Origin of the sequence: Microvirga antarctica, assembly GCF_017921815.1 — a bacterium.
In the GTDB taxonomy this organism is placed as follows: Bacteria; Pseudomonadota; Alphaproteobacteria; order Rhizobiales; family Beijerinckiaceae; genus Microvirga; species Microvirga antarctica.
Window position 1 is genome coordinate 800,740 of sequence record NZ_JAGEMM010000002.1, and the last position, 25,909, is coordinate 826,648.

A 25,909-nucleotide genomic window follows, 5' to 3' on the forward strand; every position below is an offset into this window, starting at 1 on the left:
GTCGCCAGAGCCGGCTCGTTCGACAAGAACAGGGTCGCCCTCGCCAAGTCGAACAGAACATGAGATCAGTGAGAGAAACGTAATGAAGATGCAGAAATTCGTGCTTTGCGCCGCTTCGGTTTTCGCGGTTGCCGCTGCCTTTGCGCAGCCGCTCCAGGCGAAGGAATGGACCCAGATCACCATCGGCGTGGAGGGCGCGTTCCCGCCCTACAACGCTACGTCGTCCGACGGGAAGGTTGTCGGCTACGACATCGACGTCGCCAATGAGATGTGCAAACGCGCGAATCTCAAATGCGACATTGTTGCTCAGGATTGGGACAGCCAGGTGCCGGCTCTGTTGGCGAAGAAGTTTGACGCTGTCCTGACGATGGGCCCCAATCCAAAGCGCCGCGAGGTCATGGACTTCACAGTTCCCTACGCGCGGACATCCAACACGTTCGGTGTTCTCAAGTCCTCGCCGCTCGCAAAACTCCCCAAGACCGGCGAGGCCATGTCCACCAACGACAAGGCTGCATGGCAGCCTGTGCTCGAGCAGATTCAAACGGCGCTCAAGGGAAAGACGATCGGCGTGCCGCTATCGACGAGCCAGCAGCAATTCGTCGAGGAGACCTTCAAGGGCGATGTCACCGTGAAGACCTACAAGTCGTCTGAACAGCATACGCTCGATCTGCTGGCCGGCCGGGTCGATGCCGTCTTCGACAACATTGTCTATCTGCGGGACGCGGTGACCCGTCCGGGCAACGAAGAGGTCGTGATGGCCGGTCCTCTCCTCGTCGGCGGTATCATGGCGACCGATACCTGCCTCGGCATTCGCAAGGGCGAGGAGGATCTCAAGGCAAAGCTCGATCCGGCCCTCACATCGATGATTGCCGACGGCACGATGAAGACGCTCTCGGAGAAGTGGTTCAAATTCGACGTGAGCCCCAAATCGTAACATTGCCACCAGCCGCGGCGGACTCTTCGGGGATCCCGCCGCGGCCAGCGTTGCCGAATCTCAGCGGTACGCGTGTTGAGCACGATCATCAGAGGCCCCGTCACGATCGGCACGCCCCATGTGCAATCTCTATTCTTTGACCAAGGGCCAGCAGGCGATCCGCGAACTGTTTCGGGTAACGCGCGATCTCGGCGGAAATCTGCCCTCGCTGCCCGCCATCTTCCCCGATCAGATGGCGCCGGTGATCAGCAATGCGCGCGATGGGGAACGGCAGCTCGAGATGATGCGCTGGGGTTTCCCAGGGCCGCCGAACCTTTCAAAGGTGCCCGTCACCAATGTGCGCAATACACAGAGCCCGTACTGGCGAGGATGGCTGAAGGCCGAGTTCCGTTGCCTCGTCCCGTTCACATCCTTCTGCGAATACGAGGACACCAAGCCGAGGAAGACGCCTACATGGTTCGCCCTTTCGGACGATAGACCGCTCGCGGCCTTTGCGGGGATCTGGCGTCCCTGGACAGGGACCCGCGGGACGAAGGCCGCACCCGTTGAGGGCGAGCATCGTCTTTTCAGCTTTCTCACGACGGAGCCGAATGCCGAAGTCGGGGCCATTCACCCGAAGGCCATGCCGGCAGTTCTGACCACGCAGGATGCGTTCGAGACATGGCTGACCGGTCCTGTCGAGGACGCTCTGAGGCTTCAGCGCCCCCTTCATGATGGCGCACTGGCGGTCGTCGCGCGCGGAAGTCGTGAGGACCCGTAGTCCCCACTCATTCGGCTGTGGGGCCTGCCCTATGCTGGCCGGCGCTCTGCCGTCTAGCATTTCCCGGCCGGCCGATGGCGGTGTTCCCCAGCATGGCGGAGATATCGCGCGACGGCCTCGTCACTCTTCAGCGTCGGCATTGACTCGCGATATGGGGCTTTGCACGAGGGCTTTCGCATGACCAACAGCAACCATTCCCATCTCTGGCCCGGCGTCCCGCTCGCGCTTGGCTCGGCCGTCCTATTTGGCGCTTCTGCGCCCTTTTCGAAACTGCTGATTGGGCCCATTGACCCATGGTTGCTGGCGGGCATTCTTTACCTCGGGGCGGGTGCGGGTCTCGCCGTCGTCCATTGGGGACGTCCGAGGCTCGGTCTGGCCAGTATCGAGGCCCCTCTCCAGAGGCGTGACCTTCTTTGGCTCGCCGCTGTCATTCTCTTTGGCGGCGTGCTCGGGCCGTTGCTCCTGATGCTGGGCCTATCGCAGACGTCCGCGGCCTCGGGATCTCTGCTGCTCAATCTTGAGGGGCTTGCCACGATGGCAATCGCGTGGATTGTATTCCGCGAAAATGTCGACCGGCGGCTGCTGCTGGGAGCAGCCGCTATACTAAGCGGTGCCGTGCTGCTGTCGTGGAACGGTCAGGCGTTCAGCCTTGATACGGGCGGGGTTCTCATTGCTGCGGCGTGCTTATGCTGGGGTATCGACAACAATCTGACGCGCAAGCTCGCGTCAGCCGACCCCGTCCAGATCGCTATGGTGAAAGGTGTTGTTGCCGGAGTGACGAACTGCGCCCTCGCTCTCGGCCTCGGTGCTGTCCTGCCCGGCGCCAGTCTGATTGGCATGGGGGCTTTGGTCGGCTTCCTCGGCATTGGGGTCAGCCTCGTCATGTTCATGCTCGGGTTGCGCCACTTGGGCACGGCACGGACGGGCGCGTATTTCTCCCTGGCTCCATTCATTGGTTCGGGGCTGGCGCTTGCCATGTTCCGTGAGGAATTGACCCTGCAATTTGGACTGGCCGGCCTCCTAATGGCCTTGGGGCTTTGGCTGCATCTGACAGAGAGTCACGATCATGAGCATGTCCATCAGGATCTCGAACACGATCACAGCCATGTTCACGACGATCATCATCAGCATCATCAAGCTGGTCGGGTAACCGAGCCGCATTCTCACATGCACAGGCATGAACCCTTGCGGCACAAGCATCCGCACTACCCGGATCTTCATCATCGCCACAGCCATGGTGACACCTCTGAGGCCGCGCGAGGTGACGCGTCTTAGCCTTGAGAGAGCCGATGGCTGGCAGCACGAGCTCCCTCGCTTCTCCGCTCTGATCCCGTCGTCGATCTTTACAGCCCGCCGTATGACGTAGGGAAAGATGTGTTGCACATGTGCACTTTCCTAAGCGGAAAGTTGGTTTAAAAACCTATTGCAAATTCGTGCTCGTCTCCGGGGTCGTGATGCTTATTTTCTCTTGCGTAGTCGCGCGGTCGCGCCCCGTGACGCGGCGAACCATGCAGAACCTGCTGTGCGGGGTCTGCGTTTCGCCATTCATCCTGCCCATGATCGGCGGCGCACCCGCTCGTGCTGAAAGCGTCAGCCGTTCGGTGAGCGTGGGAGAGAACGGCAAGGATGCGGAACAACTGACATGGTTCAGAAGCAAGGCAGCCACAAAGGCGAAACCGGGGGGCAATCTGAGCATCGTCAACACCTTCACCGCCGGTGGCGCCAATGGGACGGCGGTCGAGATCGGGTCGATCGGCGGGCGAGGCGGGTCGGGCTTCCGCGAGGTGTTCTTGACAGGGGGTGAGGCGGCAATGCCAGGCGCTTCCGGTGGCCGCGTCATCGTCACCCAGGAAGGCGCACTGGACGGCAAGGGCGATCAGGCTGCGCCGACTTCCCTCCTCTTCGTCTATTCCCGCGGTGGCGCCAGCGGAAATCACCTGACCGCCGTCCCGCGCGGCGGCGACGGCGGCGAGGTGTCGCTGGTGGTGAACAAGAATGCGCGCGCGGTTGGGACGAACTACGCGGGGGTGTGGGCGCAGTCACTCGGCGGACGTTCGGGCACGCGAGAAGGCAGCATCACCGAGGAACTGCGAAACCGGTCTCCCGGCGGCTCGGGCGGTGACGTCGCCGTGACGGTGGGCTCTGACGCAATCATTGCAACAAAGGGAAGCAACGCACCGGCCATCATCGCGAAATCGCTCGGCGGCGCAGGCTCGAAGCGCTCCTACAGCACAACCTGGGCCGCCCCGTATGTCACCAATGGAGGCGAAGGCGGCGCCGTGACCTTTCTGAACAGGGGTACCATTACCGTCGCAGGGCCGTCCTCGCCGGCGGTGCTGCTCCAGAGCATCGGCGGCCAGGGCGGTGAGCAGCATCAACTATCGGATGGCGGCCAGCCCGGTGGCATGGGTGGAGGCTCCGGCAAGGTCACCGGCACGAACGACGGCAGGATTGCCACGGTGGGCGACTACAGCTTCGGCATCGTTGCCCAGTCGGTTGGCGGCAGCGGCGGCCGTGGTGGACCCGGCTTCTTTGGCGGCGGAGACGGTGGCAAGGCAGGAGGCGCCGACGAGGTCACTGTCACCAATCAGGGCGAGATCTCCACGCGCGGCCTCGGCGCCCACGGCATCGTTGCGCAGAGTGTCGGCGGCGGAAACGCCATCAACGCCTTTGCCGTGACCGCCATCAGGCCGGGCCCGCTATCCGGCGCCGGTGGTGGGTCAGGCGGCAGCAGCCTCTTCATCGGCAAGGGAGGCAATGGAGGAACGGGCGGTGACGGTGCGAAGGTCACGGTCGCCCAGGGTGGCACCATCACCACGAGCGGCGAGAGCGCCTACGGCATCCTCGCTCAAAGTATCGGCGGCGGCGGCGGGCGCGGTGGAAGCTCGGATTCCTTCAATGTTTTCGCCGGCGTTGCGATCGGCGGCGCTGGCGGTGGGGGCGGGAACGGCGGCGACGTCTTCGTCACGCCCGCGCCTCTTCCCGGAAGCAGTTTTTCCGCAGGAAGCAGCCCTCGGCCGCTCGTGTCGACGGAGGGAAAGCTCTCGTCTGCCATCGTGGCGCAGAGCATCGGTGGCGGCGGAGGTGCGGGCGGCACGGCGTCCGCCCAATCCACAGGCATCGTCGCCTCGATCTCGGTTGCGGTGGGAGGGTCCGGCGGGAAGGGCGGTGATGGCGGCCACGTGAGCGTGGTGAACACCTCAGACGTTTCGACGGCCGGCATAGAGGCCTTCGGCATCCAGGCCAAGAGCATCGGCGGCGGAGGCGGCGCGGCCGGCAATACGAAAGCCTATGCGCTCGCGATCGCGCCGCCAGAGACTCCGGGTCTCGGGGTCAGCTTCTCCGTCGGGGGATCGGGCGGCGAGGGCGGTTCGGGCAAGTCTGTCAGCGTCACCAATCTCTCCACGGTCACGACCAAAGGCGAAAAGGGCTATGGGATCCAGGCCATGAGCATCGGCGGGGGCGGTGGCAACAGCGGAGCGGCGGCCTCCACAGTAGACCTCATGGGCTTCTATCTCAATTTCGGACTCGCTGTTTCAATCGGTGGATCGAGCGGCGGCGGGGGCAATGGCGGTGCCGTGACGGTCGTCAACGAGGGCGCAAAGGACAAGGACGGGGCCTTCACCTCCGGAGTTATCGAAACCCACGGCGGTTTTGCCACCGGCATCATGGCTCAGAGCATTGGCGGTGGCGGCGGTGATGGCGGTGCGGCCTCTGCTTCGGCCGCTTCCGGTCTGTCATGGAACGAGACGATCGGCGAGATCACGAAATCAGCCCTTCCGCTCGCGAGTTCTGTGACGGGGAAATATGAGATCGGGGGGAAAGGCGGCAAGGGCGGCGATGGCCGTTCGGTGAGCGCCGCCAACGAGGGGCTCATCCTCACGCATGGTGATAATGCCCGGGGCATCTTTGCGCAAAGCCTTGGCGGCGGTGGCGGCGACGGGGGAGGCTATCAGGCCAGCGGGAAGGCCGATGCGCCTGCCGCCATCAAGCAGGGCACTGCCAGCGGTAAACTGGACGTGGGCGGCAAAGGGGGCGGGGGCGGATCCGGCGGATCGGTGAGCGTCAACAATTCCGCCGGAGCCGTGATCGAAACCCACGGGAGCGGATCGGCCGGGATCGTCGCCCAGAGCATCGGCGGCGGCGGTGGATCTGGCGGCGCTTTCGGCGGCAAGAAGAAGAGCGCGGTCGAGTGGGACGACAATCCGCCAAAATTCATCCATCAGCTGACGGAAGAGCTCCTGAAGTCCGATCAGGTCCTTGTCTTTTTTTTGGCGACAAGGACAAGAAGGAGAAGGTTGAGCAGTACAAGTTCCTGGACAAGAACGCGCCTGTACAGAAGAAGCTGGCGCTGGCCAAGGATATCCTTTCGGCCTTGAAAGTTCTGACCGACAAGGACAAGAGCTGGGCCAGCCGCATCGGGCAATCTGTGGGAACTCTGGCCGGCGGCGTCGTTCTGACGAAGTTCAAGGACCTTGTGAAGAAGGAGTATGCCGGCAAGAAGATCGAGAAGGTTCCGGAGGTCGAGTTTACCGTTGCGGTGGGCGGGGCAGGCGGCAAGGGCGGCAAGGGCCGCGACGTCACCGTCTGGAATGAGGGCTCGGTCATTACCCACGCGGATAACAGCTGGGCGCTGTTTGCCCAGTCCGTCGGCGGGGGCGGAGGCGCCGCCGGCGCTGGTCTCTCAACCGGCAACAACAAGGTGAACCTCAATCTGTCGATCGGCGGGAGCGGGGGCGACGGCGGTGACGGCGGCTCAGTCGAGATTGCGCAACGCGGGACAATTGCAACTTCTGGAGCGGGTGCGTTCGGCGTTCTGGCACAAAGCGTCGGCGGAGGAGGTGGCATCGGTGGCGTCGCCACTAGCGCAAACACCGTCTCGCTCTCGGGCAACATCAAGGTCGGCGGAAGCGGCGGAAAACCGTCCTCCGGCGGGCGGGCCGCGGTGGATAACAGCGGCACGATTACCACTCAGGGACGCGATGCCCATGCGCTCGTCGCACAGAGCGTTGGCGGCGGCGGCGGCGTGTCATTCGTCACCAGGGTCGATCCGGCGGATCCCACCGTTCTGGCCAAGTCGACCAACGAGAAGGAGGCTCTGGAGGCCGCTTTCGGCTTCCTGAAGAATATCGGGATGATCGAAGGCGGTAGCATCCTCGACAAATCCACCAGCATCATGGCGATGCCGAGCCTCACGATCGGCTTTGGCGGTAGCGGTGGCGGTGGGGGCGATGGTGGCGATGTCACCGTCACCCATTCGGGCGAGATCATCACCCGCGGGCCAGGAGCGTTCGGGATCTTTGCCCAGTCAGTCGGCGGCGGTGGCGGATTCGGAGTCGATGCGAGCAAGATCGGCTACGTGGAGGCCGGCCTTTCACTCGGCGGCGGCAATGGAGTCGGAGGCAAAGGCGGAAACATTCAGGTCAACCTCGAGCGCAAGTCCTCGATCACGACGAGCGGCGAGGGCGCAACGGCGATCTTTCTGCAATCGATCGGTGGAGGCGGTGGGTATGGCGGCACCGGCGCTTTCAAGATGCCCTTCAACATGCCTCTCGTTCGGGACGAGGCCACGAGCGGCAATGCGGGCAGGTGGATCCGGCTTGAGATGGACAAGGACGATCCGTCAAGCACTATTGCTATTACGACGAATGGTAGCCGCGCCCATGGCATCCAGGCGCAAAGCATCGGTGGCGGGGGCGGTATTGTCTTTGACGTCAACGGCAAGGCCTTCACGACGCCAGCTTCCGGCCAGTCTCGTCGTCGCGCAATGGGCGAGGGCGGAGGCATCTTTGTGTCGACGCGCGGCAGCATCGAGGCCAGCGGGGCCGGGTCTTACGGGTTCTACGGCCAGAGCGGCGTCCAACTGACGGACGGGACACTTGACCCGAGCCGGAAGGGGAACGCCATCTCGTTTCACCATGACGGCAAGCTGGTCGGCGGGGCGGGAACCGGCGCCGCGATACGGATCGATGGTGGCAACAACGAAAATGAGGTTGTCGTGAAAGCAAACTCCCGTGTGAGCGCGATCTCGGGAACGGCGATCCTCGGATCGTTCGGCCGGGAGACTGTCCTGAATGACGGAACGATCGTGGGCGATCTCGATCTCGTTCACGGCAATCCTGCGGCGATCGAAGAGAACCGCTTCTTCAACCGCGCTCTAGGGACCTACCAGACGGGCCCGAAAGGCAGTGTCAATGTCGGGACGATGGGCTTCTTCCTGAACGACGGCGCCTTCGATGTCGGCGGAACCGGACTTATCGCCGCCTCAACCTTGACCGGACATTTCGACCAGAGGGCGACAGGAACGCTCGTCGTCGACGTTACGTCCTCGCCGCCTGCCGGCAGGGAGCGCAGCGATCTTCTCACGATCACGGGAGCCACGCGCCTTGGGGGACGCGTCATGGCCCATGTGGTGGGGGATCTGAGGCCGGAGACGTTCACGGTCCTATCCGCCAAGAGCGATTTTTCGAGCACCGCGACCGGCGCGGGCAACCCGGCCGCGCCTTTCACGTGGGAGGCGGGGGTTCGTGGAAAAACGGTGACGGTGACGCCCAGTGCCAGCTTCGGCGTCCCGGCCGGTGCGTCGACGACCTCGAGCGAACGCAACGCCATGGAATACCTGCAGCGGATCTGGACCTCCGGGGCGATGACGGATGCAGATGCACGCCGCTTCGGAGACTTCGCGCGCGTCGCGTCTGTCCAGGACTACCTGAGTGCCGTGGACAAATACTCGCCGGAAGAATCGGCCAGCACAACGACCATGCAGGCGCTCGCCGCGCGTGACTCGATGCATTTCGCGTTGAGTTGCCCTGTCTTCGCCGGCACTGGCACCCTCATGGAAGAGACGAGCTGTGCGTGGGCCCGCATGATCGGAAACTGGACGCATCAAAACAGTTCGGAAGACGGGGCCGGATATCGCCGGGATTCCGTCACCCTCCGGGCAGGCCTCCAGCGAGAGATCGCTCCAGACTGGTTCCTGGGCGCGACGGCCGGGTTCACGCAATCCTCGCTGGCGGATTCGGATGGGTTCTCCAACACCGAGGGAAATGCGGGCGACCTCGCCATCTCTCTCAAGCGCCAGGTCGGGCCATGGCTCCTTGCCGCCTCCGGCCACGTCGGATACGGCCGCTACGAGACACAACGGATCCTCGGCCTGGGTTCCAGCACCGGGACGTCGCAGGGAACCTCTTCCGTGATGACGGCCGCCGGACGCTTCCGCGCCAGCTACGAGTTCACATTCCCAACCTGGTACGTGAAGCCGTATGCGGATCTTGACGTGATCCACACCTCGCTTCCCGGTCACACTGAATCGGGACTGGGGGCGAGCCTGGCCTTTTCCTCCGCGCAACAATGGAATGTCGCTGTCAGCCCGAACATCGAATTCGGCGCGCGGCTGGACGTTGCACCTGACATGTGGCTGCGGCCCTACGCCTCCGTAGGCATGACGGTCCTCGCAAAGGACAGCCTACCCGTAAAGCTGCGTTTCTCCGACACGAACGCTGCCGTTTCGCCCTTCGTGGCGGACGTGGCGATCCCCGATATTCTCGGAAACCTGACGGTCGGCGCCCAGTTGTTCAACACAAAGGGCTATGAAATCAAGGCCGAGTACCGGGCAGATTTCGGACGGGATTATCTATCGCAAGAGGTCAGCGCTCGGCTTGCGATCCCCTTCTGAATGGCCGAGTGGACACGGCTCGATCGGCGTCGAGTATCCCATTGTCATCAACAGACGAGGGATTGGGCCGTCACGCCGCGGAATGCGTGCTTTCACGGCATACTGCACCGGCACGAACCGAAGCCGCACCACCGCCATCGTCATGGCGGGGATCCAAGAGGCTAGAACAGCAAACGTTGCGGACCGTTGAGGCAGGCCTTCCCCAGATCAGATCAAGCCGCGGCAGTTGCTTGACATCGCGCGGGACGTCTCTGTTCGGACTGCACTCCTGAAGAAGTGTTCTAGAGGACAAACCACGAAGCGTCCGGCTTGACGACGCCCTTCAGGCGGATCATCGCCTCGTAAGCGTGATCGCTGTCCGTGTTCAGCAGAATGCGGGTTTCGCCTGCGGCATGAACATAACGGATCTGCCCCGGTTCGGTGAAAGATCCCTTGCCGATAAAGGCAAACGCCTGATGGCCTGATTTCGCGCTATTCGCGTCCATAAACTTCACATGAAGCTTGTCGCCATCGCGCGCCGAGAAGTCCAGGACCACGTCGGCCGTCGGCGCGGCCAATCCGGTCTCGCCTGCGGCGCGCCAGACAAAAGTGTCGCGCCCCGCGTTCCCGATCAGGACATCGGCGCCGTACCCCCCTTCGATGACATCGTCGCCGAGGCCGCCAACAAGCTTGTCCTTGCCGCCGCCGCCACTCAGATGATCGTTCCCGGCGCCGCCGCTGATGATGTTGCGGCCGGCATTGCCGAAGATGAAGTTGTCGCTGCGGTTGCCCGTGCCGTAAACGCCGGCAAGAAGAACAAGGTTCTCAACATTCGCTGGCAGCACGTAGGTGTCTGACGCTCGCACGGTGTCGGTTCCGCCGTTCGGTCTCTCGAACACGATGTCATCGGGAGAGTCCGTGTAGTAGATGTCATTTCCCATGCCGCCTTCCATCCGGTCGGGGCCAGCGCCACCGCTCAGGATATCGTTGCCGGCAAGCGCTGTCAGCCAATCGCGTCCGTCGCCTCCGTTGAGAACGTCGTTTCCCGCTGCTCCTACGATCTTGTTGATCTTCGCCCAGTCGACAATCGTCGTACTGCCGTCGTCGTTGATGAAGACGGTCGTCTCAACCTCACCGGCTGGATTCATGTCATCCCGATAAGAACTCCACGAGGCCGTGCCGACCTGGTCCCAGTCGATGATCCATTGGCGACCGTTGTCGAAGATCCCTTCTTCTCTGTCCGGCGCTCCTGAAGCGGAGAAGTATGTCGTCTTGACTTTCCAATCCGCCTGCTGCGGGTCCGTATCGTAGTCGACGATAACCTTGCTCTTGTCGTCGTAGATCGTCACGGAATAGTTGAAAACGGCATTGCCGGCATTTCCAATATAAAACTTCTTCACTGCCCAGTCGTGTTCATGATTCTGATCCCAGTCGATGAACCATCCATAGCGACTGTCCGTCGGATCGAACACGCCCCATTGCGAGTCGAGCTTTCTGTTTGCGTCGAAGCTGTCGACGTAGCGCTTCCAGGCGTAGGAATCAGAGCTATCGATGTGCGTCTTCCAGGTCCTGTCACCAGCCGGAATGGCGACGCGGCGTTCGCCGTATCTGTACGCGGATTCTGGGCCAAAATAGAGACTGTTGACCTCGCCGCTGATGACGTCTGCGACGCCCGCAAATTTCTCTGATTGGTAGAAAAATGAATCCTTATACGTCTTATACGTGGTCGTTGGATTGACGGTCCTGAGGTCCAGAAGCTCGCCCTGCCAACCGGTCAAGGTCGATTTCTTCACCACGATATCGGGCCAGTGGGCTCTCGCCTCCGCGGCAGAGAGGGGATTGCCGCCTCCAGCGGGCTCGAAATAGGTCCCGAACGTCGGATCGAAGAGCATCCACCGTCCTTCAATCCGAAGCTCAATTGTGGTGTGGTTGCTCTGGAACGGCACGTTGTAGAAGTTGACCGCACGACTCTCGATTCCGATCTCGTCGAACAGAGCTTTCGTGAGGATGTAGCGCCAACCGCAGCTTGCGTTGAGAACGTCCACCACATTTTCAGCATCGCTGGGCTTCGGCCCAAATCCGCCGGGGAGGAGCGACCCCCACTCCCAGGCGTTGATCACTTTTGCCAGCCACAGCGGTTTTGAGGCGTTGGCCTTCATGAAGGATACGAGGTCACGATAGCGCATTGTCACACCTTCACGCCGTGCTGGCAGATTGATATTCTCTCCTATAGACGAGGTTGCGCGCGAAAACACCGCAACCTTCGCACCAGCTGCCCGCACGCCGGGCCTATCGCTGGGGCGCTGTCCACGAGGCAACGGCCGCGCCCATGAGACAAGAGGCGGAGATTGCTCGCATATGCCGTTGGGGAACGTGCCACTCGGATCGGTTGATTGGGTCGACTATCCCGGCCGGACCACCTGGCGGACGATATCCTGTCCGGCGGCATAGCTGCTCGCGGCTCCTCTCTTCAGGCAGGCGAGCGATCCCGCCGCCACGCCCCAGGCGAGTGCTTCGACGGCCTCTCCGGTCACAGCCAGCCGGGCCGCAAATGCGCCGACCAGCGAGTCTCCCGCGCCTGTCGTATCGACCGCGACAACGGGCAGGGCGCCTTTCGCGACCGGGTCTTCGTCGCGGCGATAGAGAACCGCGCCGTTGTCTCCTCGCGTGAGAACCACGCCGCGGGCGACGAGACGCGACAGGGCCATCGCTGACACGAGAGGATCATCCGCCACCTCGGCCAACACACACGCTTCGCCTTCATTGACGATCAGATAATCTGTCAGCGCGAGCAGATCGCGGCTCAGGGGACCGTCTGCTGGTGCCGCGTTGAGAACGGTGATCCGTCCATGAACGCGTGCGAGCCCAAAGGCGCGATGGACGGTGTCGCGGGGAATTTCCAGTTGGGCCACCAGGACCGCGCATCGCTCAATCAAGTGGACCTGCCGCTCCACGTCCTCCACGCTTGTCAGAGCGTTCGCGCCGGGGCTGACGACGATGGTGTTCTGCCCGCGCCCGTCGACCGTAATGGCAGCGCGACCGGTTCCGGCGGCGCGCGTCCGGACTATTGCCGAGGCGTCGATCCCGTTCTGAGCCCAGAAGGCGAGTGCCTGCGCGCCCGCGTCGTCACTACCGATGGTGCCGATGAGAGCGGTGGCGACGCCGCACAACGCGCACTGGACCGCCTGGTTGCTGCCCTTGCCACCGGGCCCCTCGACATACCCGAGCGACATGATTGTCTCACCAGGCTTTGGGAAGTCTTTCACCGAAACGCTGGTGTCATGCATGTAGCTGGCGAGCACCAGGACGGAAGCGTCGGGTAAAGGCAATGAAGTCTCCCTTGTGAGCATCTTCTCGAGGGCGCCGGATCGGAGGCCTTGGCAGCAGCAGTCGATGCTCAGTCGGCGGAGGGCTCGGAACCGGCAAGCTTCTTGACCAGACGGGCGAATGTCACGCGCTCTCGCGCCGTCAGCGGCGAGAGAAACAGGTCTGCGGCCTGAAGACTGAGTTCCAGAAGCGGCATCGTAAACCGAATGCCTTTCTTGGTCAGGCTCAGAATCGAGAGCCGCTGATCGGTGCTCGACGGAGCGCCCTGAACCAGTCCGTCCTTCATCAGCTTTCGAACAACCATACTGATCGTGGACGGATCCATGGCCGTGAGGCGCCCAAGCTGATTCTGCGAAAGCTCCCCATGCTTCAGCAGCGTTGCCAGCGCCGCATGCTGGGTCGGGGTCAGATTGTAGTCCGACATGACGGTCTGGAAACAGGTGGTGGCGCGTTGGTGCGCGCGCCGGATGAGGTGAGCCGCGTGATCGGGTAGGTCGTAGCCAGATTGCATGTAGAACGCTGCGGCGTCCGACATGGCGACCGGCCGATCGGCAGGATCGGAATGGGGCTGCGCTTTCGCCTTGCCCGCCTGAGACGACATTCAAGAGCTCCCTGAGCGGCCGCCTCGTGCTTCTGCGACACGGGCCGCGCGTCATCGTGATGAACCAGCGTAAAGCCCGAGTCAATCCGTTGGACGTCGTACAAACTTTCCCGCTGTCGCCGCGCCAGTTCGGGTCCCCCATCAAACCACAACAAATCTCTCCGACGGCGTATTGACAAGGCCATCAAGGCGAGATTGATTGTATGAGTACGGACGATATTTGGATCGTCTCAACGGACCCGCTTCTCCGTAGGGTATCGACACAGTCGCAGGTGAAGCACGGACAATGGCAGGCGTAGATCTCAGATCAATCCGCAAGGCGTTTGGTGATACGGATATTCTGTCCGGTGTCAGCTTCGGCATCGCGCATGGCGAATTTGTCGCGCTGGTCGGGCCTTCCGGATGTGGGAAATCGACGCTACTGCGGATCATCGCCGGCCTTGAGGGGATCAGCTCGGGCGAAGTCCTGATCGACGGCAAGCTCGTCAACACCGCACCGCCGAAAGAGCGCGACATCGCGATGGTGTTCCAGAATTATGCGCTCTATCCGCACATGACGGTTGCCGAGAATATGGGCTTTTCTCTCAAGCTCAGCCGCAAGAGCAAAGCCGAGATCGCGGCCAGCGTCGGCACCGCGGCGGAGATCCTTGGACTTGCATCGCTGCTCGATCGGTATCCGCGGCAATTGTCCGGCGGTCAGCGGCAGCGGGTGGCGATGGGCCGGGCGATCGTGCGCAATCCCAAGGTCTTTCTGTTCGATGAACCGCTGTCGAACCTCGATGCGAAACTGCGCGTACAGATGCGCGCCGAAATCAAGGAACTCCACCAGCGTCTGGGAACGACGACGATCTACGTCACGCACGATCAGATCGAAGCCTTGACCATGGCCGACAAAATCGTGGTCATGAATGGTGGCGTCGTGGAGCAGATGGGTGCTCCGCTCGATCTCTACGACTACCCGCAGACCCGGTTTGTCGCGGGATTTATCGGTTCGCCGTCGATGAATTTCATCGAAGGCGTCATTGAGACGCAAGGCAGCTTTCGGTCTGACGCCGGGATCACCCTCCCGCTTCCACCTGTCAGCCCCGAAAATGTGGGGCGCGCAGCCGTCTACGGTTTCAGGCCCGAACATGTAGACCGCAATGGTGACTCCCTCGTCGTTCAGATCACCGTGTCCGAGCCGACGGGGTCAGAGACCCTCGTCGTCGCGCGCCTCGGGCCGCATCCGGTGACCTTGTTGTTCCGAGAACGCATTCCGGCTACGCCGGGCGGATCGCTCGGCATCAGGATCGACGCGTCCAAGGTCCACTTGTTCGACGCCGCCAGCGGCAAGCGCATTCCCGTGCCCGGCGATTTCACGGCTCACGTTTTGGAAGCTTTGTCATGAAAGTCATTGTCACCGGCTCAAGCGGACTCCTCGGAAGTCACGTCGCCACTGCGCTTTGCGAGGCCGGCCATTCGGTTCGCGGCCTCGATACCGTTCCACCCCGTTCCCCCTCGGCATGGACCCATATCACCACCGATCTGCGCGATCTCGGCACGACCCTTCAGCTCATTCGCGATGTCGATGCCGTCGCCCATGTGGCGGGCATTCCGCGCCCTGTCGGCTCGGCACCCGCGACAGTGTTCTCGACCAACATGGCGATCAACTACAGCGTCATGGAAGCTGCGGTTCTCAACGGTGCAACACGGTTTGTCTACGCGTCGTCCATGAGCGTGTTGGGGTACCCGTTCTATGAACAACCCATTCGGCCGTCCTACCTGCCGCTCGATTCCAGGCATCCGATCGAAGCGCAGGACGCCTACGGAGTCTCCAAATGGCTGGGCGAGGAAATGCTTGATGCGGCGATCCGCCGACGGCCCGGTCTTTCCGGCGTCAGTCTGCGAATGCCGTGGATTCAGCCGCCTGACGGATTCCTCGCCAATGTCGAGGCCCGCAGGGCGCGGGCGAGAGCCGCACCGCGCGACCTCTGGGGTTACATCGATGCGCGCGACGCCGCTGCAGCGTTCGTGGCATCCGTCGAAAAGCCGATCGAGGGCCACAAGCGGCTCTTCATCAGCGCCATCGACACCTTCATGCCCGAGGACACTCTCACATTGGTCGAGGCCGCCTATCCGGGGACGCGTCTGACCCGTGCGATTTCTGGATGCGACACGATCTTCGACCTCGCCGAGGCGAGGGAGGCCATTGGCTTCGAGCCGCGTCACTCCTGGCGCGATTACTGACACCGTGACGCTGGCGCAAATCGCTCTGCGTCTTCTCGACGATCCTTTCTTCCTCGCATCCCGTGCGACGAGCATCTGCGGACACAATTCGGCATGGACACACGATTCCCACACGATATTGCGGCAGGCCAGGTTGTGGCCGGGATCGACGTGGGAGGCACGTTCACCGACCTGATCATCATCGACGACAAGGCCGGCACGGTCGTTATCGGAAAAACGCCTTCCACTGTCGAGGATCAGTCGAAGGGTGTGCTCAATGCCTTTCGGGATTCCGGCTACCCGGTTTCCGCCATCGACCTCATTGTCCACGGGACGACAGTCACCACTAACGCCCTCCTCGAGCGGCGGATTTCGAAAGTGGGAATGATCACGACACGCGGTTTTCGCGATGTGATCGAACTTGGTCGACGAACGCGACCGACCCCATATGGACTCTTCGGTACCTTCACTCCCATCGTTCCCCGTCAATTGCGGCTTGAAGTCGACGAGCGGATGGAGGCGACCGGGCGTGTGAGGACGCCACTCGATGAGTCTCAGGTGCGGGACGCCGTCGAGGCGCTTCTGGCAGCCGGCTGTGAGTCCCTGGTGATCCACTTTCTCCATGCGTACAAGAATCCCTCCCACGAGAGCAGGGCTGCCGAGATTGCCGCCGAGATCTGGCCGAACGCCTATATCACCACGGGTCACTCGCTGCTGTCCGAAGCCCGTGAGTACGAGCGTGGCGTGACCGCCTCGGTCAATGCCTCAGTGCAGCCCATTCTCGACCGCTACGTGGAGAACCTGCGCCGGGAACTGGAGAGGGGCGGGTACGACCGGGATTTCTTGATCATGAACGGCAATGGCGGGACGATCTCGTCGCGCTTTGTCTCGCGTGAAGCGGCCAAAACAGTAATGTCCGGCCCCGCGTCGGGTGTCATTGCTGCGGCCTATACGGCTGCCAAGGTCGGCGAGGAGCGTCTGATCACCTACGACATGGGCGGGACGTCAACCGATGTCGCTCTCATTCGCAACAACAAGCCACTCGTGTCGAACGAGATCGAAATCGAATATGCGATGCCGATCCACGTGCCGATGGTGGATGTCCACACGGTCGGCGCAGGAGGGGGGTCAATTGCATCGGTGAATGATGCGGGCCTGCTGCAGGTCGGCCCGCGATCCGCCGGTTCTCGCCCTGGACCGATCTGTTACGGAAGGGGTGGCACAGAGCCCACGATCTCGGACGCCAATCTGCTCCTCGGGCGCCTGAACGCCAAAAAGCTTCTGGCTGTCGAGACGGCAGTGTCTGTTCCCGATATCGAGGCTGCTTTCACCCGCACCTTCACTGAGCGCCTTCAGCTGGACGCCTATGACGCCGCCGAAGCCGTGCTACGGGTGGCTAATCTGAAGATGGCCGGGGCCATCCGGATGGTATCCGTTGCCCGGGGCAACGATCCGCGTGACTTCATCCTCTTCGCCTTTGGCGGTGCCGGCCCGCTGCATGCGGCTGCGATCGCCCGCGAGCTTGGGATCCCGAAGGTGCTAGTGCCGGCCCGGCCTGGAATTACCAATGCCATCGGCTGCGCGGTCGCAGATCTTCGGCATGATTTCGTCTCGACCGTCAACACGCTGCTGCGCGAGACGGATCTTGAACAGGTTCGCGACCTTCTCGCCAGCCAGCGCCGCCAGGGCTTGGATGCGATCGCCAAGGAGGCGGTCCGACCAGTGGATGTTATGATCGAGCATAGCGCGGACATGCATTTTGCCGGGCAGACCCACCTGATCCGCGTCGGTCTTCCGTCAAGCGAGGTCGATCTCGAGACGCTTCAGTCGCTCTTCGAAGACGCTTATTTTCAGCGCTTCCGCGTCCGGCTCCCGGAGGTCAGAGCCAATCTGGCAAGCGTCAACACATCCGTTGTCGGCGTCCGCAAGGAAGTCAGTCTCGAGAACCTGATCCCAGCAGCCGGACGACGCTCGTCTTTGCAGGAGGCCCTCGTCGAGACACGACCGGTTCGGTTCGACGGAGGTTGGCACGATACGCCGGTCTATCAGCGTGAGTGGCTGCCGGCGGACGTGCGCATTGCTGGCCCGGCGATCCTCGAGCAGCTCGATGCAACGACCGTGATCAATCCGGGTGACGTGGCCGAGGGCGATCCGCAGGGCAACATCATCATCAAGGTAGGGTCATCCACATGAAGCCCATCGATGCGATTACGCTGACGGTCATCCAGGCCGGCCTCCAGCAAGTCTGCGACGAGATGGATCACACCTTTTCCCGAGCTGCCTTCTCGCCGATCATCTCCGAGGCAGATGACCGGTCGGACGGAATCTATTCGGCTGAGGACGGTTCGCTCATTGCGCAGGGCATCGGCGGTCTGCCGGTTTTCGTCGGCACCATGCAGGCCTCGACTCGCACGATCATCGAATTCATCCGCGACGGACGCTGCCTGCCTCCGGACGACGGCGATATCTACGTGGTGAACGATCCGTATCTGGGCGGCACGCACCTGATGGATGTGCGCTTCGCCATGCCGTTCTATCGCCATGGCGAGATCTATTGCTGGCTGTCGAATATCGGCCACTGGCCTGATATCGGGGGCGCGGTGCCGGGCGGGTTCTCCGCCTCGGCGACCTCGGTCGAGCAGGAGGGGCTGCGTCTGCCGCCCGTCAAGCTCTTCAAGAAAGGCAAGATGGATTCTGAGATTTATTCCATCATCTACTCGAACATCCGCGTTGCCGAACAACGGATTGGAGACATCCGTGCACAGGCGGCTGCTCTTCGGGTTGGATCCGAAAGACTGACAGAACTTCTCGACAGGTACGGTGACGAGACCGTCGCGGCTTCCATCGCAGAGTTGCGAAAGCGCTCCGCTGACCAGATGCGGGCGTCGATCCGCGGTATTGCCCCAGGGGTCTATCGCGGCGCGGCGTATATCGATTCCGACGGCGTTGTGAACGAGCCGTTGACGATTGCGCTTTCGGTCACAAAGACCGACGACGACAACTTGGTCTTCGACTTTGCCGGGTCCAGTCCACCGTGCCTTGGGCCGATGAATTGCGTGCTTGCGACCACACATTCTTCGGTCTACTTGGCGATCCGGCACATTTTTCCGGATATTCCGCTCAGCGCAGGCGCTTTCGAGCCACTCATCATCAAGAGCCCGGCGGGCACTTTTCTTGACGCGCAATATCCTCGCCCCGTATCCGGCTGCGCTGCCGAGGTGTCGCAGCGGATTGCGGAGGCGGTCTTCTCCGCGATGGTCCACGCTATTCCCGATCGCGTGACAGCGGCACCGGCAGGTTCGAGCGGCAATTTCGCGCTGGGTGGGCATGATCCGGGCACCGGCCGCGAATATGTGATGTATCAGATTTCCGGTGGCGGATACGGCGGCAACATCGAGACCGACGGGATCACGAACGGCTGTTCGACGATCGGGATTTCCAAATCTCCGCCGGTGGAAATTACCGAGCAGGTCTTCCCGGTTTTGTTCACGAAGTACGCTCTTCGAGAGGGATCGGGAGGCGCTGGCAAGACCCGCGGTGGCTTCGGCCTGACCTACGAACTCGAACTCCTTCGGGGGTCGGCACGGGCGTCATTCGTGATGGATCACGGGCGGGTTGGTCCTCAGGGGGCGCTTGGTGGAAGCGACGGCGCGCCCGGCTTGATCATCGTCCGGCGGGATGGCGTCGATTACCGCCCCCCGCACATCACGAAGAAACAGGATGTCGGGTTGAAGGCGGGAGACCGCGTTCATGTGGAAACGCCCGGCGGCGGCGGCTACGGGCCTCCCTTCGAACGCAACCCGCAGGCGGTTCTGACCGACGTCCTGCTCGGCTACTACAGTACAGCCCAGGCCGCTTCGCTCTTCGGCGTCGAGATCGACCCCCGCAGTGGACTTGTTCATGAGGACAGGACGGCCGAGTTGCGGGCGCGCCTGAAACAGGCGGCCTGACGGCCAGATCGAGGAATTGATATGCATCCAGTCAACGTCAGAAAACTCGTGCTCCAGATCGAGGAAATCTTTCACGAGGGTGGCCCTGTTGCTGCCAACCCGCCTCGTCGGGGCGTCATTCTCGCGGTGATCGAAAATCCCTTTGCCGGGCGCTATGTGGAGGACATTTCCAGCTACATGGAGACATTGAAGCCGCTCGGTCTCGAGATGGCCGAAAAGCTGCTTGAAGCGCTGGGTGGGGATGTCTCCGCCATCGAGGGCTACGGCAAAGGTTCGATCGTTGGCGAGGCCGGCGAGCTTGAACATGGCGCTCTCTGGCATGTTCCAGGCGGCTACTCCATGCGCGAGGTCCTCGGCAACGCGAAAGCCATCGTGCCGTCCGCCAAGAAGGTGGGGGGATTGGGTACACGCCTTGATATTCCGGTCACCCACATCAATGCGTCCTACGTCCGCAGTCATTTCGACGCCATCGAAATCGGCATACCGGATGCCCCGCGGAGGAACGAGCTGGTCTTTGCGCTGGCGATGACCACGGGCCCGCGGGTCCACGCCCGCCTTGGCGGCCTCGCAGTCGAAGACGTCAAAGGCGAGGACGGATTGCGATGAAACTCGACATCCGCAGGATCGTTACCTTCGTCGAAGAAACGAGAATTGAGCAGGGACGCCCCGTCGATCCGGCGGTGCGTCGGGCGGTGGCGGCTGCTGTCGTCGTCAATCCCTATGCGGGCCAATATGTCGAGGACCTGACAGAGCTTGCGGACGGCGCGAGCGAACTCGGAAACCTCCTCATCACCCGTGCCATCGCTGCGCTCGGGGTTTCCGTCGCCGACATCGATAGCTTTGGAAAAGCTGCCGCCATTGGCGCCGATGGCGAACTCGAGCACGGCGCGGCTTTGTTGCATCCCAATCTCGGCGCGCCAATCCGCGCAGCCATGGAAGCAGGATTGTCGATCATTCCCTCTTCAAAAAAGCGCGTCGGTCCGGGAGCGCCGTTCGACATTCCGCTCGGCTACAAGGATGCAGTCTACGTTCGCAGTCACTTCGACGGAATCGAAGTTCGCATCCCTGGTGCGCCGCACGCAGACGAGATTGTCGTTGCCATCGCGATCACCAACGGGGGCAGGCCCCTCCCGCGCGTCGGCGGCCTCCGCAAAGATGAGGTCGCACGAATGGACGGTCTGCGGTGAGCGAATGGAGCCGTCACAGAGGGCTGGCGATGCCCGTCACGGAAAGTCGCGCAGCGTCTATTGACAGCGCAATTCATTTGAGGCTCGATTGTATGACTACAAACGATATCGCAGCGCGTCCCGCTCGTGCCGGGGCGACCAGAAGAGGTTTGGCGCGATGAGCCGAGAACCGGTCCAGCGGATCATTCTTGACGTGGATTCCGCAGGCGATGACATCCTCGCCGTACTCTTCGCCGCGGCCTCTCCCCAGATCAAGCTCGAGGGCATCACCACACTCACGGGTGCCGCAGGGAGCGTGGAGCAGGCCACGAATATCGTGCTCAATCTGCTCACGTTGGCCGACAAGGAGCACATCCCTGTTCACGCGGGCGCCTGGCGTCATTTCGTCGGCAATTCGAAAGCCGACATGGAGGCGCCTCTGGTTTATCAGAACCGGATGAAAGACCGGTTTGGAGACCGTCTCAAGAAGAAAAATCCGCCCGAGCCCACGCCGAACCGTGCACCGCAAGCCCAGCACGCAGTCGACTTCATCATCGAGAAAGTCCTGCGCTATCCCGGCGAGATCACGCTCGTGACAACCGGCCCGCTCACGAATGCGGCGCTCGCCTTTCTCCAGGAGCCGAAGGTCGCGCCCGCTCTGAAGAACCTAGTGGTCCTTGGCGGAACCTTCGGGATCCCCGGCAACATGACACCGGTGTCGGAATCGAACATCTGGAGCGACCCCGAAGCGGCGAGGGTGGTCCTGGCTACCGACGTTCCCAAGATCCTCGTTCCGCTCGACGTCTGCGAAGACAATCGCTTTGGCGATGCCATGATGAGCCGGGACGACATTGCGGACATGCAGGAACGGGCGACGCAAAATTCCGTCGTCGACATGATCGCCGACAAGTATCCGATCTACATCGATATCTGGCGCGAGTTCTTCGGGCTCGTATCATTCCCGATGGATGACATCATCACGGTGGCCATGGCGATCCACCCGGACCTTTGCGAGATGACAGATCCGCTCTTTGTCGACGTTGTCCTGCAGGAGGGCATCGCACGCGGCCAGACGGTCGCCTATCGCGGCCACCAGATCCTCACCAGCGACGGATCGAAGACGACCCGCATCTGCACGAGCATCAAGGGACGCCGTTTCATGACACTCTTCAAGGATACGATGGCGCTCTACGAGCGTGCGGCGTGATATGAGCATTCAAGCTAAACCGATACTGATTGATTGCGACCCCGGCCACGACGATGCGGTCGCGCTCGTCATGGCGCACCGCTCTCCCGCAATCGAACTCCTGGGCGTCACGACGACCTGCGGGAACGCGGGTATCGACAAGACGACACGGAATGCCCTTCGCATTCTGGAATTTATCGGAGCGGGAAACGTGCCCGTTGCAGCAGGCTGCGTGCGCCCGCTGACGCGTCCTCTCGTGCTTGGAACGGCCGATGGGCCAAGCGGGCTGGAAGGCTCAAAGTATCTGCCCGATCCGACGATGACGATCGAGCCGGTTCATGCGGTGGATTTTCTGGCACGTATGCTTTCAAAGGCCCCCGAACCGATCGATTTCGTCGCCACAGGTCCGCTGACGAACGTCGCTCTTCTCGTGATGAAATATCCCCAGGTGCTGGCGAAGATCAAACACCTCACCTGGATGGGGGGCGTCTTCTACCGGAAGAGCGAGATCATCTCGCCTACGGAGTTCAACGCCTTCTGCGATCCCGAAGCATTGAAGATCGTGCTCGAGAGCGGCGTTCCGATCACGATGGTTGGACTTGACGTCACACGCCGGGTCCTGATCGAGGAGCCGCAGTTCGAGGAACTCGCGAAGATCGATACGCCGCTTGGCCGCCTGGTGGTGGATTGGCTGCGCTACTACGACAAGCTGCATCGCAGAACCATGAACATCGGCGGCGCCATGCACGATCCCCTCGCGCTTGCCGCTGTGATCGACCCGACCTTGATCACGACCAGGCCAGCTCATATCGCGGTCGATGTGGGCGGCGCCTACACGTTTGGTGCGACGGTCGCCGATTTCTGGGGAACGCGCGGCGAGAAGCCGAATGCGGAGATTGCCGTCGACGTGGACGTCGAGCGCTTCTTCGACCTGATGTTCAGTCTTTTGCGAGGCTGACAACGCTACGAACTCGTCAACAAAAAAGGGAACGGCGATGGTAACAAGGCGAAATCTCCTCAAATCCGGTGTCGCGCTCGGCGGCATGGTGGCCATGCCCTCGATCCTGCGGGCTCAGACGCCCACGACGATCGATCTTATGTGCACGTCATGGCCCGAAGCGCAGCAAATCCCCATGTGGGATTACTTTCAGGAAAAGCACCCGGGGGTGAAGCTCAAGCTCGAGCGTCTTCCCGCGGCGCAAATGATCTCGACCCTGGAAGTTCGCCTGCAGGCCCGAAATGCCCTGCCGGACGTCTTCTTTGTCGATGGACCGCTGACACCGTCCTATGCCGTGCGTGGGCATCTGACGCCGCTCGATCAGATCTTCGGCAACGACCTCAGCCGCTACACGAAGGCAAGCCTCGGTCAGGGGACCTATGGTGGCAAGCTCATGTCGCTCCCATTGTTCTCATCGAGCAATGTGCTCTTCATTAACGAGGAGCTGTTCGCCAAGGCTGGCGTCACGCCGCCATCCGCCGATCCGGCCAAGCGCTGGACCTGGGAAGAGACCCTCGAAGCGGCCCGGAAGCTGACCAACGCTGACGCTGGCATCTGGGGGCTGACCTTCGAAGTCGCCGATCAATGCTATCAGGCAATCACGTTCCCGCAATCGAAGGGCGCGCAGGTCATCAGCGACGACGGTCTGAAGGCAACGGGCTTCGTGGACTCCCCGAAATTCATCGAGTCCATGCAGTTCTACCAGGACCTGTACGTCAAGCATAAGGTCTCGCCGCCGGGTGTCTTCGACAACAATCTGGCCACCGAGATGTTCGCAGGCGGCCGTGCCGCCATGTTCCTCTCCTCAACTCAGGTGATTTCCACGTTCCAGGCCCGTCCGAACCTGAAATGGGCCACCGCTCCGATGCCGTACTTCGCGGGCGGCAAGGCTGTGACGCCTACGGGCAGTTGGCACCTCGGATTCAACCCCCGCTCCCTCCACAAAGAGGCGGTCACTACCTTTATCAAAGCTGCAGCCGAGCCGGAATTCGTCGCAAAGTTCTTCAAGCTGCGACCCAACCCGCCCGTCTTGAATGAGTCGTGGAACATCCTGGGAGCCGATCTGAGCGCGCCATATTGGCAGATCGTCAAATACGAGATGAACAACACGGCGACTCCCCGTCCTCTGACTCCTGGCTGGCTCGAATACGATTCGGTGATGAAGGTCGCCTTCCGCGAGATCCAGGGTGGAGCCGACATTCCAGCGCGGCTGAAGAAGGCTGCTCAGGATCTCGACCGCGAACTGGCGAAGTACAAGGCATAAGGCGAGGCTTTGACGATTTCGCACCCCGCAAGCACGACCGGCGTCTCTCCCACCCTTCGGACGAAGCGGCGTGGGAGACGTCTGGCGCGCGATTTCAATCCGATGGCACCCACGTGGGGTGTCATCGCCATCTTTCTCGTTCCGGCCATTGCCCTCCTGGTGATCTTCCGGGCGGTTCCTGTTGTCATCTCGATTGTCGGCAGCTTCTTCCGTCAGAACCTGATGGGCGAACGGTCGTTCTATGGTCTCGGCAATTACGAGACGATCTTCGCGGATGAGAGCTTTTGGCACTCGGTTCTCACCACACTCAAGTTCAACCTCATCTTGAACCCGATCCTCGTCTGCATTGCGTTCGGCTTGGCGCTGCTGACGTTCTCGCCAACGCGCGGGATCGGTCTGTTCCGTTCCGCGCTCTTTATCCCGATGACGTTTTCCACCAGCCTTGCGGCGGTGCTCTGGAGCCTGATCCTCGATCCCAATCTGGGTCCCGCAAACCCCATCCTCGCGGCCATCGGGATCGGACGCCAGCCGTTCTTCCTCAGCGAGACTCAGGCGCTTCCGACCATGATGGCGATCGTCGTGTGGAAGAGCGCGGGATACTGGATGATCTTCCTGCTCGCCGGCCTCTATCGCATTCCCGCCGACATCTACGAAGCGGCCGAGATCGACGGTGCGAATTGGCTACAGCGGCTGCGGTACATCACGATTCCTCAGATGAGACGGCCGCTGGCCTTCGTGCTCGTGGCGACCACATCCGTCAATTTTCTGTTTTTCGCGCCGATCTACATCATCACCAAAGGCGGACCGAACGGCGCCACCGACATGCTGATGTTCAGAACCTACGAAAGCGCCTTCGTGTTCATCAACTGGGGCAGAGCGCTCGCCTTGTCGACGGTCCTGCTTCTCATCATCTGCGTGTTCGCAGCGATCCAGCTTCGTCTGCTCGGGTCTCGGGAAGGGGAAGACTGATATGAGCAGTTCCACACTGGCGCCCCCGTCTGGCCTGACACTCGTTGCCCGTCGTATTGCGCTCTGGGGTCTCTCGATTGCCGTGCTCCTGCCGTTGTTGTGGCTGGTGCTGTCGTCCTTCCGCGCTCCGAGCGAAATGTTCTTTCACGCCGGACGATTCGCATGGGGGCTTGTCGTTCCCGAGCAGTTGACGTTTGAGAACTACACCTCGCTCTTCAAGACGACGAATTACGGGCGGGCTCTCTTCAACTCCCTGTTCGTCGCTGTCACGGCCATGTTCTGCGGCGTCATCCTCAACGCCGCTGCCGGATTCGCCTTTGCGGTCTTCGAGTTTCCAGGCCGCAACTGGCTTTTTGCCTTCGTCCTGGCCGCGGCCATGATGCCCTTCGAGGGCATCGTCATTCCGCTCTATCTCCTTGTCGACGCCATGGGAATGATTGACACCTATCCGGCGCTGATCGTGCCTGACCTCGCCAATGGCTTCGTGATCTTCATGTTCCGCCAATTCTTCGCAGCCCTTCCGCGGGAATTGTACGAGGCAGCCCGGGTCGATGGTGCATCCTGGGGCACGATCTTCTGGCGGGTCGCCATGCCCTTGTCGTTCCCCGTCGTGCTGACCGGCAGCGTCATGATCTTCCTCCATCAGTTTGAGGCATTCTTCTGGCCGCTCGTGGCGGCTCCCTCGGCCGAGAGAACTGTCGTGCAGGTTGCCATCGCGCAGACGATGAGCATGGAAGGGACGGCGTGGGGACATCTCTTCTCGTCGATGACGATCGCGAGCTTGGTGGCCCTCGTTCCATTCCTGATTTTTCAGAAATACTATATCCGCAGCAATGTGATGACCGGGATCAAGTAGAAATTCTCAGTTTCCGTCTCGAAGCGGCGACCCATCGCGT

General features: G+C 61.8%; 19 protein-coding genes. 16 read left to right on the forward strand and 3 right to left on the reverse strand.

All coding sequences use genetic code 11. From position 1 onward, the window contains the following. Window positions 1-82 precede the first annotated feature (82 nt). The 5 genes from J4G32_RS10945 (at window position 83) to J4G32_RS10965 (ending at window position 9,369) form a co-directional block, all read left to right on the forward strand. A complete protein-coding gene (locus J4G32_RS10945) occupies window positions 83-934 on the forward strand; it encodes a transporter substrate-binding domain-containing protein (RefSeq protein ID WP_246504950.1) in 852 nt (283 codons plus the stop codon). A 118-nt stretch (window positions 935-1,052) separates the two neighbouring features. Further along, window positions 1,053-1,694: an SOS response-associated peptidase gene (locus tag J4G32_RS10950; protein ID WP_210490856.1), complete on the forward strand. Its 642-nt coding sequence runs from the start codon at window positions 1,053-1,055 to the stop codon at window positions 1,692-1,694. A gap of 177 nt (window positions 1,695-1,871) precedes the next feature. Then, complete coding sequence (locus tag J4G32_RS10955; RefSeq protein ID WP_210490857.1) at window positions 1,872-2,969, forward strand: DMT family transporter; 1,098 nt, start codon at window positions 1,872-1,874, stop codon at window positions 2,967-2,969. Window positions 2,970-3,187: 218 nt separating this feature from the next. Further along, entirely contained in the window at window positions 3,188-6,073 is a 2,886-nt protein-coding gene (locus tag J4G32_RS10960; RefSeq protein WP_210490858.1) for a hypothetical protein, read from the forward strand. Further along, a complete protein-coding gene (locus J4G32_RS10965; protein ID WP_210490859.1) occupies window positions 6,070-9,369 on the forward strand; it encodes an autotransporter outer membrane beta-barrel domain-containing protein in 3,300 nt (1,099 codons plus the stop codon). The genes J4G32_RS10960 and J4G32_RS10965 overlap by 4 nt, the downstream gene beginning before the upstream one ends. 281 nt (window positions 9,370-9,650) lie before the next feature. Here J4G32_RS10965 and J4G32_RS10970 read toward each other — a convergent pair whose 3' ends face one another. The 3 genes from J4G32_RS10970 to J4G32_RS10980 all read right to left on the reverse strand — a co-directional run bounded on the left by J4G32_RS10970 (window position 9,651) and on the right by J4G32_RS10980 (window position 13,276). Then, window positions 9,651-11,534 (reverse strand): calcium-binding protein, encoded by a 1,884-nt coding sequence (locus tag J4G32_RS10970; protein WP_210490860.1) that lies wholly within the window; start codon window positions 11,532-11,534, stop codon window positions 9,651-9,653. A gap of 216 nt (window positions 11,535-11,750) precedes the next feature. After that, on the reverse strand, window positions 11,751-12,677 hold the full coding sequence (locus tag J4G32_RS10975) for a ribokinase (protein ID WP_210490861.1): 927 nt from the start codon (window positions 12,675-12,677) through the stop codon (window positions 11,751-11,753). A gap of 68 nt (window positions 12,678-12,745) precedes the next feature. Further along, window positions 12,746-13,276, reverse strand: a complete 531-nt coding sequence (locus J4G32_RS10980) for a MarR family winged helix-turn-helix transcriptional regulator (protein WP_210490862.1) — start codon at window positions 13,274-13,276, stop codon at window positions 12,746-12,748. A gap of 286 nt (window positions 13,277-13,562) precedes the next feature. On the opposite strand from J4G32_RS10980, the gene J4G32_RS10985 reads away from it, so the two are divergent. The 11 genes from J4G32_RS10985 to J4G32_RS11035 all read left to right on the forward strand — a co-directional run bounded on the left by J4G32_RS10985 (window position 13,563) and on the right by J4G32_RS11035 (window position 25,869). Further along, window positions 13,563-14,663, forward strand: coding sequence for an ABC transporter ATP-binding protein (locus J4G32_RS10985; protein WP_210490863.1), 1,101 nt, complete (start codon window positions 13,563-13,565; stop codon window positions 14,661-14,663). After that, window positions 14,660-15,502 (forward strand): NAD-dependent epimerase/dehydratase family protein, encoded by an 843-nt coding sequence (locus J4G32_RS10990; protein ID WP_210490864.1) that lies wholly within the window; start codon window positions 14,660-14,662, stop codon window positions 15,500-15,502. Before J4G32_RS10985 ends, J4G32_RS10990 begins: the two co-directional genes overlap by 4 nt. 93 nt (window positions 15,503-15,595) lie before the next feature. Further along, window positions 15,596-17,674, forward strand: a complete 2,079-nt coding sequence (locus J4G32_RS10995; RefSeq protein WP_210490865.1) for a hydantoinase/oxoprolinase family protein — start codon at window positions 15,596-15,598, stop codon at window positions 17,672-17,674. Beyond that, window positions 17,671-19,431, forward strand: a complete 1,761-nt coding sequence (locus tag J4G32_RS11000; protein WP_210490866.1) for a hydantoinase B/oxoprolinase family protein — start codon at window positions 17,671-17,673, stop codon at window positions 19,429-19,431. Before J4G32_RS10995 ends, J4G32_RS11000 begins: the two co-directional genes overlap by 4 nt. Before the next feature lie 21 nt (window positions 19,432-19,452). Beyond that, window positions 19,453-20,037: an amino acid synthesis family protein gene (locus tag J4G32_RS11005; protein ID WP_210490867.1), complete on the forward strand. Its 585-nt coding sequence runs from the start codon at window positions 19,453-19,455 to the stop codon at window positions 20,035-20,037. Further along, window positions 20,034-20,618, forward strand: a complete 585-nt coding sequence (locus tag J4G32_RS11010; RefSeq protein WP_210490868.1) for an amino acid synthesis family protein — start codon at window positions 20,034-20,036, stop codon at window positions 20,616-20,618. The genes J4G32_RS11005 and J4G32_RS11010 overlap by 4 nt, the downstream gene beginning before the upstream one ends. A 157-nt stretch (window positions 20,619-20,775) precedes the next feature. Beyond that, window positions 20,776-21,804, forward strand: a complete 1,029-nt coding sequence (locus J4G32_RS11015) for a nucleoside hydrolase (RefSeq protein WP_210490869.1) — start codon at window positions 20,776-20,778, stop codon at window positions 21,802-21,804. Between the two features lies 1 nt (window position 21,805). Continuing rightward, on the forward strand, window positions 21,806-22,741 hold the full coding sequence (locus J4G32_RS11020) for a nucleoside hydrolase (RefSeq protein ID WP_210490870.1): 936 nt from the start codon (window positions 21,806-21,808) through the stop codon (window positions 22,739-22,741). Window positions 22,742-22,778: 37 nt separating this feature from the next. Beyond that, on the forward strand, window positions 22,779-24,044 hold the full coding sequence (locus tag J4G32_RS11025; protein WP_210490871.1) for an ABC transporter substrate-binding protein: 1,266 nt from the start codon (window positions 22,779-22,781) through the stop codon (window positions 24,042-24,044). 102 nt (window positions 24,045-24,146) lie between these two features. Then, the gene (locus J4G32_RS11030) at window positions 24,147-25,013 is read left to right on the forward strand and encodes a carbohydrate ABC transporter permease (RefSeq protein WP_210490872.1); all 867 of its coding nucleotides are present in this window, start codon (window positions 24,147-24,149) and stop codon (window positions 25,011-25,013) included. A 1-nt stretch (window position 25,014) separates the two neighbouring features. Further along, window positions 25,015-25,869 (forward strand): carbohydrate ABC transporter permease, encoded by an 855-nt coding sequence (locus tag J4G32_RS11035; RefSeq protein WP_210490873.1) that lies wholly within the window; start codon window positions 25,015-25,017, stop codon window positions 25,867-25,869. Window positions 25,870-25,909: the final 40 nt, after the last annotated feature.

Excerpts from the sequence above, each read along its gene's own strand:
- J4G32_RS10990 (WP_210490864.1), top strand. The coding sequence starts at position 14,660 with ATGAAAGTCATTGTCACCGGCTCAAGCGGACTCCTCGGAAGTCACGTC.
- J4G32_RS10995 (WP_210490865.1), top strand. The coding sequence starts at position 15,596 with ATGGACACACGATTCCCACACGATATTGCGGCAGGCCAGGTTGTGGCC.
- J4G32_RS11000 (WP_210490866.1), top strand. The coding sequence starts at position 17,671 with ATGAAGCCCATCGATGCGATTACGCTGACGGTCATCCAGGCCGGCCTC.
- J4G32_RS11035 (WP_210490873.1), top strand. The coding sequence starts at position 25,015 with ATGAGCAGTTCCACACTGGCGCCCCCGTCTGGCCTGACACTCGTTGCC.
- J4G32_RS10955 (WP_210490857.1), top strand. The coding sequence starts at position 1,872 with ATGACCAACAGCAACCATTCCCATCTCTGGCCCGGCGTCCCGCTCGCG.
- J4G32_RS10985 (WP_210490863.1), top strand. The coding sequence starts at position 13,563 with ATGGCAGGCGTAGATCTCAGATCAATCCGCAAGGCGTTTGGTGATACG.
- J4G32_RS10945 (WP_246504950.1), top strand. The coding sequence starts at position 83 with ATGAAGATGCAGAAATTCGTGCTTTGCGCCGCTTCGGTTTTCGCGGTT.
- J4G32_RS11010 (WP_210490868.1), top strand. The coding sequence starts at position 20,034 with ATGAAACTCGACATCCGCAGGATCGTTACCTTCGTCGAAGAAACGAGA.
- J4G32_RS11030 (WP_210490872.1), top strand. The coding sequence starts at position 24,147 with ATGGCACCCACGTGGGGTGTCATCGCCATCTTTCTCGTTCCGGCCATT.
- J4G32_RS10950 (WP_210490856.1), top strand. The coding sequence starts at position 1,053 with ATGTGCAATCTCTATTCTTTGACCAAGGGCCAGCAGGCGATCCGCGAA.
- J4G32_RS10970 (WP_210490860.1), bottom strand. The coding sequence starts at position 11,534 with ATGCGCTATCGTGACCTCGTATCCTTCATGAAGGCCAACGCCTCAAAA.
- J4G32_RS11015 (WP_210490869.1), top strand. The coding sequence starts at position 20,776 with ATGAGCCGAGAACCGGTCCAGCGGATCATTCTTGACGTGGATTCCGCA.
- J4G32_RS11005 (WP_210490867.1), top strand. The coding sequence starts at position 19,453 with ATGCATCCAGTCAACGTCAGAAAACTCGTGCTCCAGATCGAGGAAATC.
- J4G32_RS11025 (WP_210490871.1), top strand. The coding sequence starts at position 22,779 with ATGGTAACAAGGCGAAATCTCCTCAAATCCGGTGTCGCGCTCGGCGGC.
- J4G32_RS10980 (WP_210490862.1), bottom strand. The coding sequence starts at position 13,276 with ATGTCGTCTCAGGCGGGCAAGGCGAAAGCGCAGCCCCATTCCGATCCT.
- J4G32_RS11020 (WP_210490870.1), top strand. The coding sequence starts at position 21,806 with ATGAGCATTCAAGCTAAACCGATACTGATTGATTGCGACCCCGGCCAC.